12 protein-coding genes are annotated in these 16055 nt (G+C 34.6%); 8 read left to right on the top strand and 4 right to left on the bottom strand.

From position 1 onward, the window contains the following. Nucleotides 1-4 precede the first annotated feature (4 nt). A complete protein-coding gene (locus HHX25_RS02200; protein ID WP_169669615.1) occupies nucleotides 5-2482 on the top strand; it encodes a glycosyl hydrolase family 95 catalytic domain-containing protein in 2478 nt (825 codons plus the stop codon). A gap of 209 nt (nucleotides 2483-2691) precedes the next feature. Next, nucleotides 2692-4131: a nucleoside hydrolase-like domain-containing protein gene (locus tag HHX25_RS02195; protein ID WP_169669613.1), complete on the top strand. Its 1440-nt coding sequence runs from the start codon at nucleotides 2692-2694 to the stop codon at nucleotides 4129-4131. 64 nt (nucleotides 4132-4195) lie between these two features. Here the strand turns inward: HHX25_RS02195 and HHX25_RS02190 are convergent, their stop codons facing one another. After that, nucleotides 4196-4897, bottom strand: a complete 702-nt coding sequence (locus HHX25_RS02190; RefSeq protein ID WP_169669611.1) for a peptidylprolyl isomerase — start codon at nucleotides 4895-4897, stop codon at nucleotides 4196-4198. A gap of 109 nt (nucleotides 4898-5006) precedes the next feature. On the opposite strand from HHX25_RS02190, the gene HHX25_RS02185 reads away from it, so the two are divergent. Continuing rightward, a complete protein-coding gene (locus tag HHX25_RS02185) occupies nucleotides 5007-5543 on the top strand; it encodes an NUDIX hydrolase (protein ID WP_317169049.1) in 537 nt (178 codons plus the stop codon). 50 nt (nucleotides 5544-5593) lie between these two features. Then, nucleotides 5594-6391, top strand: a complete 798-nt coding sequence (locus HHX25_RS02180; protein ID WP_169669607.1) for a lysophospholipid acyltransferase family protein — start codon at nucleotides 5594-5596, stop codon at nucleotides 6389-6391. Nucleotides 6392-6554: 163 nt separating this feature from the next. On the opposite strand, the gene HHX25_RS02175 is transcribed toward HHX25_RS02180, so the two are convergent. Beyond that, a complete protein-coding gene (locus HHX25_RS02175) occupies nucleotides 6555-7703 on the bottom strand; it encodes a fibrinogen-like YCDxxxxGGGW domain-containing protein (RefSeq protein WP_169669605.1) in 1149 nt (382 codons plus the stop codon). Between the two features lie 242 nt (nucleotides 7704-7945). On the opposite strand from HHX25_RS02175, the gene HHX25_RS02170 reads away from it, so the two are divergent. Together HHX25_RS02170 and HHX25_RS02165 are read left to right on the top strand one after the other, a co-directional pair. Continuing rightward, nucleotides 7946-10258 (top strand): type IA DNA topoisomerase, encoded by a 2313-nt coding sequence (locus HHX25_RS02170; RefSeq protein ID WP_169669603.1) that lies wholly within the window; start codon nucleotides 7946-7948, stop codon nucleotides 10256-10258. Continuing rightward, nucleotides 10245-10829, top strand: a complete 585-nt coding sequence (locus tag HHX25_RS02165) for a pseudouridine synthase (RefSeq protein WP_169669601.1) — start codon at nucleotides 10245-10247, stop codon at nucleotides 10827-10829. The genes HHX25_RS02170 and HHX25_RS02165 overlap by 14 nt, the downstream gene beginning before the upstream one ends. Here the strand turns inward: HHX25_RS02165 and HHX25_RS02160 are convergent. Together HHX25_RS02160 and HHX25_RS02155 are read right to left on the bottom strand one after the other, a co-directional pair. Continuing rightward, nucleotides 10826-11467, bottom strand: coding sequence for a hypothetical protein (locus HHX25_RS02160; RefSeq protein ID WP_169669599.1), 642 nt, complete (start codon nucleotides 11465-11467; stop codon nucleotides 10826-10828). The genes HHX25_RS02165 and HHX25_RS02160 overlap by 4 nt on opposite strands. Nucleotides 11468-11470: 3 nt before the next feature. Further along, nucleotides 11471-11965 (bottom strand): RNA polymerase sigma factor, encoded by a 495-nt coding sequence (locus tag HHX25_RS02155; RefSeq protein WP_169669597.1) that lies wholly within the window; start codon nucleotides 11963-11965, stop codon nucleotides 11471-11473. A 124-nt stretch (nucleotides 11966-12089) separates the two neighbouring features. On the opposite strand from HHX25_RS02155, the gene HHX25_RS02150 reads away from it, so the two are divergent. Together HHX25_RS02150 and HHX25_RS02145 are read left to right on the top strand one after the other, a co-directional pair. Next, nucleotides 12090-13367 carry an NAD(P)/FAD-dependent oxidoreductase gene (locus HHX25_RS02150; protein WP_169669595.1) on the top strand — a complete coding sequence of 426 codons (1278 nt, stop codon included), beginning with the start codon at nucleotides 12090-12092 and terminating at the stop codon, nucleotides 13365-13367. 477 nt (nucleotides 13368-13844) lie between these two features. Further along, nucleotides 13845-15998 (top strand): TonB-dependent receptor, encoded by a 2154-nt coding sequence (locus HHX25_RS02145; RefSeq protein ID WP_169669593.1) that lies wholly within the window; start codon nucleotides 13845-13847, stop codon nucleotides 15996-15998. Nucleotides 15999-16055 lie beyond the last annotated feature (57 nt).

The raw sequence follows: 16055 nt of genomic DNA, 5'->3' as shown, positions 1-16055 counted from the left end.
AATCATGAAAATCAGTTTTATAAAAGTTGTTTTTGCTGTTTTTGTAATTCAATTATTGGCGTCCTGCAACAGTACTAAAAAAGAAGCCAAAGTACAGCAAAAAAACAATACCAGCGAAGCACCAGCATCCCGTTGGCAAGATGCTTTGGTAAGTGGTAACGGAGAAATGGGCATCATGGTTCATGGAAATCCGCAGGACGAAAAAATTATTTTCAATCATGAGTTTCTATATGAATATATAGGGACAGAAAGTGTTAAACCACCAGATATTGGTGATATTATGTCCAAAGCAAAACAGTTAATTAAAGCTGAAAAATATGCCGAAGCTAAAAGTGACATATTAACACATGCTAAAACCAGGGGGTATCAGGATATTTTATGGACAGATCCTTACCATCCTGCCTGTGTATTGAACTTAAATCAAAAGTTTCAAGGTGAAGTTTCAAACTATGAACGAAGCTTAAACTATGAAAATGGTGAAATTATGATACGATGGAATGCAGGCGATTCTCAATATAGAAGAACTTCTTTTGTATCACGATCAGATAATGTGATAGCGACCCAAATTATAAGTAATAAAGAAAAAAATGTTACAGTTTCTTTTGCTTTGGCACATCAATTTGATGAAAACCAATCCAAAGCAGATAAAGAATCAGGCATTGAGAAAAATATAAAAATGTTGTTTCCAGATAGGTGGAAACAACTTAACACCCCTTTAATAGAGGATCCAGAAAGCAAAATAACGAGTAATTGGCTGTCTTTTCGAAGCAAATACCAGCTAATAGACAGAGGTTATGAAGTGCTTGTATATATTAAAAATAAAGGTGGTGTGCTTACTACCAAAGGAGATGAAATAATTATTGAAGACGCAGATGAGGTTGAAGTTTTGGCAAAAGTAATGCCTGTGGAACCTTACTCAAAATCGGTTATTGCAGATGCAAGAAAGACCATTGAAAGTATGCCTCCTTATAATATTCTTTTAAAAAAACATGCTGAGGTACACGGAGAAATGTTTAATCGTGTCACATTAAACTTGGATAAAACAGGTTTCTCAGACGGATCTAACGAAGCATTGATTACTGGACAAAAACAGCAAGATGTTATTAACACATATCTCCTGGAGAAAGTGTTCAATATGGGTATCTATGGACTAATTTCCAGTAGCGGAAAGAACCCACCCAATTTGATGGGGATTTGGAATGGAAGCTGGAGACCAAGGTGGTCTGGCGATTTTACCTTAGATGCCAATGTTAATCTTCAAATTTCAGCTGCAAACCTTGCTAATCAAAAAGAAGCTATAGATAGCTATATGACACTATTGGAACGCATTGCCCCAGATTGGGAAGTCAATGCGAAAAATCTATTTGGCTGTAGAGGTTATGTTTCTGGAACCAGAACATCAGGTAGGCACAATTTCCATACACATTTTGGTAACTGGCCAGGCAATTATTGGACAGCAGGTGCCGAATGGTTGCTCTTACCTTGTTTTGAATACTATCAATGTACAGGAGACAAAGCTTTTTTGTTGAATAGGCTTTATCCTATGATGAAGAAAACCGCTTTGTTCTATGAAGATTTTCTGGATATGTATGATGAAAATGATAAGTACTTAATAGGACCATCTTATTCTCCTGAAAATAATGCTGTATTGCCAAATGGTGAACGCATGGGGGCGGTTGCAAATGCTACTATGGATATTGCGGTAATTCGGGAATTACTTACTAACTTAATTACTATTAATAATGAATTGAATTTAAAGGAAGAAAAAGTTACGCTCTGGAAGGACATGTTACAGAAATTGCCACCCTATTTAATTAATGATGATGGAGCCTTAAAAGAATGGGCGCATCCAAATTTAGGGGAATATTATAACCATAGGCATATATCGCATCTATATCCTGTATGGCCAGGACTAGAAATTTCACCAGAAAAAGAAACACTTTTTAAGGCTGCAAATGTTGCTATTGAAAAGCGAGGAAGAGGAAACGGTAGTGCTCACGGATTAGCACATACCGCACTTATAGCAACGCGCTTAAAAAAGGCCGATTTAGTGTATGGTAATTTGTTATTTCTAATGAAAAACGATTACCTGTACAATAGTTTGGTAACCTCACACAATCCAGGAGTTATTTATAATACCGATGCGCTTCATTCTATTCCATCTGTGATTATGGAAATGTTGGTATTTTCAAAACCAGGCGTTATTGAGTTCCTGCCCGCATTATCCGAAAAGCTTTCAAAAGGCAGTATTTCAGGTGTTTTATGTAGAACACAAGCTAAAGTAGAAAACTTAGAGTGGGATATGGATGGCAAAACCATGACAGCAAAAGTATCAAGTGGAAAGCAACAAAGTATTACGTTTCAGTTACGCAAAACAATAATATCGGCAAAAGTTAATGGTAAGGTCATTAGTCCAAATGGAGATACATTTCCAGTAGATTTTGAAGCAGGCGAAACAAAAACAATTGAATTAACGTGGTAAAACGAGGATAGTATTAGGAAATTAAAATACAGTGTCAACTTAATTTAAATGGGATTAAAAAGGTGTCGGATTCAGGTATTTATATGTTGAAATAAGAGAATAACAAAATTATTGTGCGATGAGTTATGATTAGAATTTTGTTAAAACAGATTTGTTCAGGAAAGAATAGGGGTGTTCTAGTATACTTTTTTTCTTCTGTATTATGGTTAATGTCACCATTAATAGCACAAGAAAAACCCCGTTTAGTGGTGCTGGCAGATATGGGAAATGAACCTGATGAAGAACAACAGATTGTTCATTTGCTCATGTATGCCAACGAATTTGACTTAGAAGGTTTAATTGCCGTAACAGGATGGTATTTAAAACCATCTGTCAAAAATCCTTATAAACGAGTCCTGCATCCTGAATTATTTCACAAAATTATTGATGGCTATGGTCAGGTCGTTGAAAATCTATCTATGCATGTGAACGGCTGGCCAAGTACCGATTATTTACATTCCATTGTATACTCAGGGCAAACAGGTTATGGCATTGAAGCAACAGGAATAGGTTTAAAAACGGAAGGTTCTCAGCACTTAATGAAATGTTTGGAAAAAGAAGATGCGCGCCCGCTTTATATTGTGGTTAATGCAGGCTCAAATACTTTGGCTCAAGCGTTACTAAATTACGAGGCTACGCATACCAAGGAAGAATTAGAAAAGCTCATTGTAAAAGTTCGAGTGTTTGAAAATGGTGCTCAAGATAATGCGGGTGCTTGGATTTGCAATAGGTATCCCGATATACACTGGGTAAGGAGTAATTATCAAACATACAGTTATGGTGGACCTGTAAATTGGAAGTCTCCAGACCCAGGCAATATGGGGCCATATACATGGAAACCATATGCCTATTCTCCAGTAGGACAGCATCAGTGGGCACTAGAGCATATTAAAGGAAATCATGGCGTATTAGGTGCACTTTGGCCTATACGCCAAATGGAAGATGGCTATGTTGGGGCATTAGAAGGGGGGGGAACGATTCCTTGGTTGGGATTAATTCATCAGGGATTATCCAATGTAGATTATCCTTCTTGGGGTGGATGGAGTGGTCGTTTTACTTCAACTAAAAAGAAAAATGTGTGGTCTAAAAATTCAACAATTAAAAAAGATGAATTGAATTATGGGGATTTCTATGTCTATACAGAAATCGCCGATACATGGATAGATACCGAAACAGATTCCATATACAATAATATTTATACACCTATATGGCGCTGGCGACAGGCATTTTTTAATGATTTTAAAGCTAGAATGGATTGGTGTGTAAAGTCATTTAAAGACGCTAATCACAATCCGATAATAGCCATTGATGGAGAGCGTTCAGAGAAGATTTATTATAGAAAAATAAAATCTGGAGAGATACTTTCCCTAGATGCTTCAGATTCTACAGACCCAGATGGCGATGGTCTAATCTATAATTGGTGGGTGTATCCCGAGGCAGGGACTTATAAAAAGAATGTTAATATTGCGGAGAGTTGCAAACCTGTTATTAGTTTAAAGATACCAACCGATTCAAAAGGTAAAACAATACATCTTATTTTAGAAGTTAAAGACCGGAATGAAATTGTTAGTCTTAATGATTACCGGAGGGTAGTGGTTGAGGTGGAATAAGGAAATTTTAAATAGGTAAAGAGATAACCTCACTAAATTAAATTGAATTTTTTAGAAGTATTGATTAATTTATAATTTCGGCGTTTCTGATATAAATATTTTTATCAGGCCAGTCACCATCATCGGTTTCAACAGCTGCAATTTTGTCTACCACGTCCATGCCCCTTACCACCTTTCCAAAAATGGTATAATCTCCATCTAAAAAATGGGCGCCTCCCTTTTGTTGTACAATAAAGAACTCGAAAGGAGATGCTAATTTATAAGGATTGTTAATTTCACTACTGGGCATTGATACTGCACCTCTGTCGTGTTTAAAACCACGTTTTGTATCTGGCGGTAATAAGTACCTCCCAATATGGGCACGCTTTCTGGCCGTTTTTCTATCATCGCTGTTGCCAGCTTGAACAATGTAATTATTAATAACTCTGTAAAATTGTGTATCGTTAAAATATTTTTGTTTGGTTAAGAAAATAAAGTTAGAACGATGAAACTTTGTTTCGTTATACAGTAAAATATCAATGGTTCCAAAATCTGTAGTAAGGCGTACTTTATTTTCTTTATGATGCTTGTCATATTCCAGAAAAAAAGCCATAGCACTTTTTGAATTTAATTTAGGAAATTCCCTTTCTGGTTCTATAACAGTATCTTTTTTAACTGTTTTTTTCTTTTCTGTTACTGTAGCTTTAGGGATAACTTTCTTTTTAGTTTGTTTATCTTCACAATTCAGAAATAGAAAAAAAAGACACAAAAAAAATACAAGCTTCATAAATATGAATTTTGATGAATTTTTAAAATTAACTTCAAAAGTAAAGAATATAAAGCTTCCAGCCGAATCGTCACACTTTAAAATGGTCCCGCCCTTTCGAAGAGACCTTATGGAAAAACAAAAAGAAGCCATCAAAAAAGCAAAAAGAGCAGGTGTATTGGCATTGTTTTATCCAGATACCAGTAAACAAACAAAATTAGTCCTCATCTTAAGAAAAACATATCACGGGGTGCATTCGGCACAAGTAGCATTTCCAGGTGGAAAGCTGGAAAAACAAGATATCTCATTAGAAGCGGCAGCTTTAAGGGAGACATTTGAAGAAGTAGGTGTACTAATAAAGACTATAGAAGTTATTCGAAAATTATCTCAGGTTTATATCCCACCGAGTAATTTTTATGTACAACCTTTCTTAGGAATTACTAAGCATGTACCAATTTTTAATAAACAAGAAGATGAAGTGGAATCTATTATCGAAGTAGATCTGCAACACCTCTTAGATGACAGTATCTTGGTAACCAGAAAGGTGTCAACCTCTTACAGTGAGGAAGTTGAGGTTCCAGCATTTCAATTAAACGGTCATGTTGTGTGGGGAGCGACAGCCATGATGATAAGTGAAATTAAAGACTTGTTAAAACCACACATCTAGTTTAATAGTTTTGTTACTTTTGCAAAACCAACCAATTTGACGTATGATTTATGGGATTGTTTAAAAGAAATCCATTCGGACACATATTATTTTTAAAAAAATGGCTTATTAGAATTCTGGGAGCGCTAACCCATAGACGCTTTAGAGGTTTTAATGAGCTACAGATAGAAGGTTCCGAAATTATTAAAAGTTTACCAGATACGAATGTATTGTTTATTTCGAATCATCAAACGTACTTTGCCGATGTCGTTTCTATGTTTCATGTTTTTAACGCTAGTTTAAGTGGCCGTGTAGACTCTATAAAAAATGTCGGGTATTTGTGGAACCCTAAGTTGAATATTTACTACGTAGCAGCCAAAGAAACAATGAAAGCAGGTCTGTTACCAAAAATATTAGCTTATGTAGGTTCTGTTAGTATAGAACGTACCTGGAGATCTGAAGGGCAAGATGTTAACAGGCAAGTTAAGATGAGCGATATTTCTAACATAGGTAAAGCCTTAGACGATGGCTGGGTTATCACATTTCCTCAAGGAACTACAACACCCTTTAAACCTATAAGAAAAGGTACAGCTCATATTATCAAGCGGTATAAACCAATTGTAGTTCCTATTGTTATTGATGGTTTTAGGCGTTCTTTCGATAAAAAAGGATTACGAATTAAAAAGAAGAATATTTTACAATCTTTTGAAATTAAACAACCTTTAGAGATTGATTACGATAATGAAACTACCGATGAGATTGTAAAAAAAATTGAATATGCTATTGAACAACATCCATCATATTTAAAGGTGATCCCTCAAAAGGAACTGGAAGCACTCGAGGAACTTAATAAAAAGCGTGAGTGGTAGTAAAAGCTTGATTTCTTCTCATAAAAATAAGAAAAGTGAAATGCCGAAAAGAGTGTTGTAAATTCTTTTCGACATTTCACTTTTTTGCATTTCGTTATTTAAAAACTTTCCTTTTTTAGTATTATTTACACCGTGAAAGTATATTGATAAACATAAAGAGAGATTACCTGATAAATAATTGTATACGATCTGTAGCCGAATTTTCAGCAGGGATCCCACTATACCAATTGTTGTTATGACCGATGGCAAAATATGAGTAAAACCAGCCAATACTGCCTCCCAAATAATTTGTATTTCCAGACAATTCAAGACCTCCCCAACCACCATTGGGCATATCGATATTAATTGGAGTGTACCCAGGTACGGGATTGGTTCCAGATCGCCCGCTTCTGGGATCGAATGTTTGCGACCAATGATTGGTAAGGTTTAGAGTTGGATAATGCAATCGGAATTCATAATCTGTATTATTTTTTATGTCATCCAATCTACTTAATATCGAATATTTATTTGTTGTTAAACCAGGAGAACCTGTATTATGCTCGTAAGCTTCTAGGTCATTTGTCCAATAGCCTCCAGCAAGATTATGATTGAAAACAAGTGTCCATCCACCTCCATCGTTAGTCATATCGCAATAACAATCGTATGCAGGGTTGCCCCCTGTACCATCGGGGTCAATTGCGTAAATACCGTCGGTTGTAAATCCGGCGTTTAAATAATCGAGGCAATTGGCAAAATTTTGAGCTACTGTTACATCAATATTGCAAGTTAAACTAGTTCCTGCAAAGTTTAAAGTAAATGTATCGGTTTGGTTTGCTATTGGAGTACCAGAGCCTGTTAATGTTATGGTGTTAACACCTAATGAAGAAAATATTCCAGAAGCAGAAAAACGATAACCATTAACAGTGTTTGTAGTTATACTATATGTGTCGATAGAATTGACTAAGATATCTACGGTTATGGTATTGGAATTAGTCAATAGGTTGCCAGCAATATAACTTCCATGGCTAGTAATCGAACCACAATCTAGTCTGTTTGTCACAGACGCGGCCGCTCCTAAGCAACTAGACCATGCGGTACCAGTGTAAAATTGAAAACAGTTGCTATCCAGGTTGTATATAAGCAATCCTTCAGCGGGAGACGCTATGGCATCTCTTTGATTAGCTGTCATTCTTGGAAGTAAGAGACCTTGTGTTGTAGAATTAAGTTCTAAAATAGCAGAATTGTCAGGGGTTGTTGTTCCGATACCAACTTGGCCGAAACCATAATACATGCTAAACCATAGCAGTATTATGACATAAGAGTTTTTTGTCATTTTTGAAAAGGGGCTTTTTCATTTATTTCGGCCGAAAATAGAAAAAAACTTTGAAGTTTTTGACCTTAAATTCATATTTACGACGAAAAAAAAATCTGTATTCATTTGTAGAAAAAATTGTGTTTTTTTACGGAAAATTTTGTATTGATTTGTCGTTGATAACTCCTAATAACTCCACTTCAAAAATCAGGTCAAAATTCCTATTTTGCAAATCACAAATCAATAGTTAAAAAGAATAATAAGTGAAAGTCTGTATTGCTGAAAAACCAAGTGTAGCACGTGAGATTGCTTCTGTTTTAGGAGCAAATTCTAAACGTGATGGCTATTATGAGGGTAATGGTTATGCAGTAACTTATACTTTTGGGCATTTATGTACGTTGAAAGAGCCCAATGATTACAAACCATATTGGAAAAGTTGGGACTTGAACAACCTCCCTATGCTCCCTGAAAAATTTGAAACGAAAGTGGTTTCTAATTCTGGAATCCAAAAACAATTCAATATCGTAAAAAGTTTGTTTGATAAAGCAGACGTTGTTATAAACTGTGGTGATGCCGGGCAAGAAGGTGAATTGATTCAGCGTTGGGTCATGAACGAGGCTAATTACGAAGGAGAAGTAAAACGTTTGTGGATCTCCTCATTAACTACTGAAGCTATTAAAGAAGGGTTCGAAAACTTAAAACCAGCCTCAGATTACGATAATCTGTATTATGCAGGTTTTTCAAGAGCTATAGGGGACTGGTTACTTGGTATGAACGCAACGAGGTTGTATACGGTAAAGCATGGTGGGTATAAGCAAGTATTGTCGATAGGCCGTGTACAAACACCAACATTAGCCATGGTTGTTAATCGTTTTAAGGAGATTGAAAATTTTAAACCCCAACCATATTGGGAATTACAAACCTTGTATCGAGAAACATTGTTTAGCTATGAAGATGGTCGTTTTTTGAAAAAAGAGGATGGGGAAACTTTAGCCAATAAAGTAAAAGAAAGTGATTTCGAAATAATATCTATTACCAAGAAAAAAGGTAAGGAATATGCGCCAAAGCTATTCGATTTAACAGGGCTACAAGTGTATTGTAATACCAAATTTGGATTTTCGGCAGATGAAACGCTCAAAATTGTTCAGAAATTATACGAGCAAAAGGTAGTGACATATCCTAGGGTAGATACTACTTTTTTACCAACCGATATATATCCCAAGGTATCTGGTATTCTCCAAAAATTAACCAATTATTCAAAATTTACAGAGTCGTTATTAGGCAAGAAAATAAAAAAGTCTACCAAAGTTTTTAACGATAAAAAAGTAACCGACCACCATGCTATTATTCCAACGGGTATCCAGATTAATTTGCAATATAACCAGCAGCAGGTTTATGATATTATAGTTAAGCGTTTTATAGCCGTTTTTTATGATGATTGCTTAGTTGCTAATACAACAGTTATGGGCAAGGCTGCAGATGTATCTTTTAAAACTAAAGGCAAAGAGATTTTAGATAAGGGATGGCGTATTGTCTTCGAAAATCCGAATGCTAAAGAAAAAGAATCTGGTATATTGCCTACTTTTGAAAAAGGAGAAAAAGGACTGCATGAACCTTCATTTTTAGAAAAGGAAACCAAACCACCTAATCAATTTACAGAAGCTTCTTTATTACGAGCTATGGAAACAGCAGGTAAGCAGGTAGACGATGAAGATTTACGTGAATTAATGAAAGAAAATGGTATTGGAAGACCATCAACACGTGCCAATATCATTGAAACGCTTTTTAAAAGAAAATATATAAAGCGTAATAAAAAACAGGTGTTGCCTACCATTACGGGAATACAACTTGTTGCTACTATTCAAAACGACTTATTAAAATCGGCAGAGCTTACTGGGTCATGGGAAAAGCAACTAAAAGATATTGAAAAAGGTACTTTTAGTGCTGGAGCCTTTATAAAAAATATGAAACGTATGGTGGATGCTTTGGTGTATGAGGTGAGAAGCGAAACAAAACGTGCTAATATCTCTCATGCATTGGCCATAAAGAATCGCGAAGCTAAAGCGGTTAAAAAAGCTGCAGCAGGCATTACTGCAGAAAGGTGTCCAAAATGTAAGCAGGGGCATATTTTAAAAGGGAAAACGGCTTATGGGTGCAGTGCTTATAAATCGGGTTGTAATTTCGTAATGCCCTTTAGTTATGCCAATAAAAAGATTTCTGAAAAACAATATATTCGATTGCTTCAAAAAGGATCTACAGTTAATTTAAAAGGCTTTAAGACTGATTCGGGCAAAGTAGAAGGACTACTTCGTTTTGATGAAGCATTTAATTTAAAATTGGAGCCTAAAAAAAATTCCACGTCTGTTTTGTCGGCAGATAAGAAAGCGAAGTCAGATGTATTGGCATGTCCAAAATGCAAAAAAGGAACCGTTGTTAAAGGCAGTACTGCATATGGATGCAGCGATTACAAATCTGGATGTGATTTTAAAGTTACTTTTGATGATGTAAGGACTAAAATAAACGGACAGCAACCAACCAAGGAACTCGTTTATAGTATTTTAAATGGAAGTATTTAACAAACATCGGCATTTTGTAATCTACAAACCTTATGGTTATTTAAGTCAGTTTAAAAGTCATGACTCCAAGCAACAATCCAAAAAATTCTTAGGAACACTTCATGATTTCCCAGAAGGTACTATGGCTATAGGTAGATTGGATGAAAAATCTGAAGGCTTATTGTTGCTAACTACCGATGGTAAAATGAGCGATTTTATTAATAGTAGAAAGGTTGAAAAGGAATATTATGCTCAAGTAGATGGTAATATTTCAGAAGTAGCAGTCAATCAATTAAGATCTGGTGTAGAAATAGGTTTTGATGGTAAAAAATATCAAACAAAGGCATGTAAAGCTTTTAAGCTAAATAAAGTACCAAATTTACCTGAACGATCACGGAAAATTAGGGATGACAGGCACGGTCCGACATCGTGGATCTCCATCACTTTAAACGAAGGCAAATTTAGGCAGGTACGGAAAATGACCTCGGCAGTTGGTTTTCCAACATTGCGTTTAGTGCGTGTTAGAGTGGGGAATATTCATCTTAACTCCATGCACATAGGAAGTATTGTTGAAGTTGATCGATTTTTTTAAATTTCCAGTTTCTTCAGTTCTTTGTAATTGCGGTTAAGTCGTTTTAATAAAATACCATAAACAACCCAGTAGAATAATAATAAAATTCCAATTGCTATTGCTAAAAATAGGACAACCAATATTATAAATATGGCATAAAATTTAAAAGCCTCTCCATTAGCTGCTGCTTTTTCTATTTGATCTAGAATAACTTCGTTCCGATTCAACGAAATATATAAGGCAAAGAAAGTAGTAATTACTAAATAAATTAGATTAAAAGCTACGTATTGTTTTACTGTTTTTCTTGTCTTAAGAATGTTTTCCATGAGTACCTTGGCACTATCTGTGGTAGAAATTCTTCGATAATTTCTAAAAAACATATAAAAGAAAAAGGCTAAAATACCATATCCTATTACAACTAAAGAAATAAAGATGGGGTCGTTATCTAATTGGTCATAATGTTCCATACTTTTGGTACCTTTCAATAAGAAAGATATTAAGGTCCAAAAAGCAAACTCTAATAAACTAATTATAAAAATCCATTTTACTATGGAAGATGACTTCTTCAAAATCATCTTATATATTTCGTTATAAGTTAGTTTAGGATATTTGTTATCATCCTTATTCCAGTCTTTTTTTAATAAATCTAATTCATCCATATTTTAGGGATTTAATATGGTTTTAAGTTTCGTTTTTATTCTATTCATCTTCACGCGTGCATTGACTTCACTAATACCCAAAGTTTCACTAATTTCTCTGTAATCTTTGTCTTCCAAGTACAGGAAAACCAGTGCTTTTTCAATATCATTTAATTGGTGTACAGCCTTATAAAGTATTTTTAATTGTTCTTCTTCTGTATCATCATAATCTTCAGTTTTTATTTTAAATTCAACACCATTAAAATCTTGCGTATTAATAGTTCGCTTCGATTTTCTGTAAAGTGTTATGGCCGTATTTAAACCTACTCTATACATCCATGTACTAAATTTGGCATCTCCTCGAAATTTAGGGTATGCTTTCCAAAGTTGAATGGTTATTTCTTGAAATAAATCGTTGTGAGCATCATAATTATTAGTATATAAACGGCATACCTTGTGTACAATGTTTTGATGCTTTTCAAGCAATTCAACAAAATTATGTTCTAATTCTTTATTCAATGTGATGGTTTGGTTACTGTATGAGTAGCTTAAAATTTTAAAATGTTACATCTGAGTAAAAATAATATTTTAAATAGTTTAAAATGCATCTATATAGTATCTTTGTTCCATACTTTATTTTACTATGAATATTCCCGAATCTAGTTATCCCAGAGTCGTCATTATAGGTGGTGGTTTTGCAGGGATTAATTTTGCTAGAAAAATTGCAAATAAACACATACAGGTAGTTTTAATTGATAAACGAAATTATCACACGTTCCAACCACTATTATATCAAGTTTCTTCCGCTGGATTAGAACCCGATTCGATTGCATATCCGCTTCGTAAAATATTGAAGAACCATAAAAACACATTTTTTCGTTTAGCGGAAGTGGAATCTATTAATTCGGAAAAAAACGAACTCATGACTAGTATCGGTAATATAAGTTATGATTATTTGGTAATAGCTACAGGAACCAAAACCAATTATTTCGGTAATAAATCCATTGAAACTTATGGTATGCCTATGAAAAAAGTACCACAAGCATTAAATATTCGTAGTTTAATATTGCAAAATTTTGAGCAGGCAGCTATAACTCATGATAAGGAAGCACGTAAAGCTTTGTTGAATTTTGTCATTGTTGGGGGAGGGCCAACTGGGGTAGAATTAGCTGGTGCTATAGCCGAGCTTAAAAATCATATTTTACCCAGGGATTATCGTGATTTAATTCCTGAAGATATGCAAATATATTTATTGGAAGGAAGCCCACGGGTATTACCAACAATGAGCGAGCATGCATCTAAGAAAGCATCAAAATTTCTTTCTAAACTTGGTGTTTTGGTGCATTGCGATACATTTGTTAAAAATTACGATGGCAAAAGGGTAACGACCAATTCAAATTTAGAATTACAGTCGGAAACGCTGATTTGGGCCGCGGGTGTTACAGGAAACCCTGTTGAGGGGCTGCAGGCCGATGTACTTGTCGACAGGGCTAATAGATATAAAGTAAACGAGTATAACCAAGTTGAAGGTTACGATAATATTTTTGCTTTAGGAGACATTAGTCTCATGCAAACAGATGACTACCCTAACGGACATCCGCAGGTGGCACAACCAGCCATTCAACAAGGAGAACTTTTAGGAAAAAATCTAGTAAAATTGATTTCGGGTAAGCCGATGAAAAAGTTCAAATATAGAGACAAAGGATCGATGGCTACAGTAGGTCGAAATAAAGCCGTAGTTGATTTAAAACGTTTCAGGTTTGCAGGCTTTTTTGCATGGTTTGTTTGGATGTTTGTACATCTTATGGCCTTGGTCGGTTTTAGGAATAGAGTCATTGTTTTCTTCAATTGGGGGTACAATTATATTAATTTTGATAAAGCAGCACGACTTATTATACGACCCTTCAATAAGTTAAACTAACAGTTTAGGCTTTTGTTGGTTAATTTCTGACTAATATTTTAATTAAATTTTTGCTATAGTTTTTATCTGTTATTGAAGTGGTTTAAACTTTTAGGGTTTAAACGAAAATAAGTCATTTGGATCTGAATGAAGGCTTTTTTGAGTTGCATAGCAGCGTTATGGAAGGAAAAAAAGACAAAATACAGGCCTAAAAAAGCAATTTTATAGCAAATGGAAAAAGTTTATACTACTTCATTGCTTAAAATGATAAAAAACTACTCTTTTTAATTAAGAAGGAATGGATATTTAATTTAGATAAATCTCCAAAAAATATAAGTACTTATTGTCAAAAATATCTACAGATGACTTTGGGTGCTTTTTTGTAAAAATTCAATTCATCATCAAAAATTCACAGTTCGGTTATATTGAATTTATTCAGTCATAGTTCTGTTGCAAATTTGCATCATCAATTAAAAATGGACAACAGAATAATTACTCATGAAAAATATTTTAATCATCATTTTGGTATTCATATCAATTCAAATACATGCTCAAAAAACCATTAATGGAACGGTCTTCAATTCGAAAAATGTTCCGATAACAGGTGCTAATATTTATCTGGAAGGTACTTATGATGGAAGCACCACCGATGAAAATGGCATGTTTTCATTTACAACGCCCGAGGAGGGAACGCAAACTTTAATCATATCCTACTTGTCCTATGAAACATTTACCATGGTTGGGGATGTGTCTTATATGAAAGACTTGGTAGTTAAACTTCGCGATGATGTGAGTACCTTAGATGCAGTGGTTTTGTCTGCGGGAACTTTCTCAGCAGGCGATAATAGTAAAGTTAACGTATTAAAACCTTTGGATGTTGTTACAACAGCAAGTGCTTTAGGTGATTTTGTTGGCGCCTTGCAAACACTGCCAGGAACGACAACAGTGGCAGAAGATGGACGATTATTTGTACGTGGTGGTGATGCAAATGAAACACAGATTTTTATTGATGGTATCCGTGTATTTACGCCCTACACACCCACAACAAACAATGCGCCAACTCGTGGACGTTATTCACCATTTTTATTTGACGGGATTACATTTTCCACAGGTGGTTACTCGGCAGAGTTTGGTCAGGCACTATCAAGTGTATTGTTGTTAAATACTATTGATGAACCCGATCAGGAAAAAACAGATATTGGGATTATGAGTGTGGGGGCTACACTTGGCAATACCCAGAAATGGGAAAACAGCTCGTTGAGTGTAAATGCATCTTATATAAACCTAGCACCTTACAATGCCATATTTCCAAATAGGAATGATTGGATAAAACCTTTTGAAACTGCTTCAGGTGAGGCTGTTTTTAGAAAAAAAACAAATGCTGGTTTGTTTAAACTTTATGGAGCTTTTGATGCTACTAATTTTGAATTAATGCAAGAAGATATTAATAATAGCGATGGCGTTTATTTTAAATTAAATAACAATAATGTTTATGTTAACGGTTCGTATCAAGGGGCTTTAAATGATACTTGGACATTGTTTGGAGGCGTAAGTTATACGCATGCAAAAAACAATTTGAATATTATTGAAAGTGTTATTAAAGACACTGAAAACTCAATGCATGCCAAATTAAAATTTAAAAACAGAATCAGTAACCGATTGAAACTTTATTTTGGAGGGGAATACTTTGCAACCGATTTTACAGAAAACTATTCAGATAATACCATTAACAATGCTACATATGGTTACAACAATAATATAGCTGCAGTTTATGCTGAAGCTGATATTTTTATATCTAAAAAGTTAGCATTTAAATCGGGAATAAGAGGTGAGTATAGTGAGATTTTTAAAGACTTCACTCTAGCGCCAAGATTGTCTTTAGCCTATAAAACGTCTGATAAGAGCCAAATATCGTTGGCGTATGGTAATTTCTATCAAAACCCGTCAAGCAATATTCTGAAGTTTAGTCAGGATTTAAAAACTCAAAATACATCCCATTATATTTTTAATTATCAATATAATGCAGATAGAAGGTTATTTAGAGCAGAAGCCTATTACAAGAAGTATGATAATTTAGTGAAATATGATACCGAGTTTGCAAATCCTGATAGTCATTTTAATAATGAAGGGTTTGGTTTTGCCAAAGGAATCGATTTTTTTTGGAGGGATAGCAAAAGCATTAAAAATTTTGATTACTGGCTAAGCTATTCTTTATTGGACACTAAGAGAGATTATAATAACTATTTAACCAAATCGCAACCAAACTTTGCAAATACCCATAACCTATCGGTTGTTGGGAAATATTGGATTGACGATTGGAGAAGCCAGGTTGGTATAAGCTATGCCTTAGCATCTGGTAGAACTTACACAAACCCAAATGAGACAGGGTTTTTAAACAATAAAACAAAACCTTATAATAGCTTGAGTATTAATTGGGCGTATTTAATTAGTCCGCAAAAAATACTATATGCTTCTGTAAACAATGTTTTAGGGTTTAGAAATATAAATGGCTATCAGTATGCCAATACACCAGATATGAACGGTCATTTTAATAGACGTGCTTTACGACCAGCAACAGATCAATTCTTTTTTGTAGGTTTCTTTTGGACTATTAGTGAGGATAAGAAAAGTAATCAACTGGATAACTTATAAAGATTAAGGGGATGTTGATTCTTTTAGAAATTTATACAAATCAGATAGCCTTTATGA

The organism is Flavivirga algicola, assembly GCF_012910715.1.
Taxonomy (GTDB): Bacteria; Bacteroidota; Bacteroidia; order Flavobacteriales; family Flavobacteriaceae; genus Flavivirga; species Flavivirga algicola.
The sequence above is the reverse complement of the archived record's forward strand: the minus strand, read 5'-3'. Positions and strand labels throughout refer to the sequence as shown.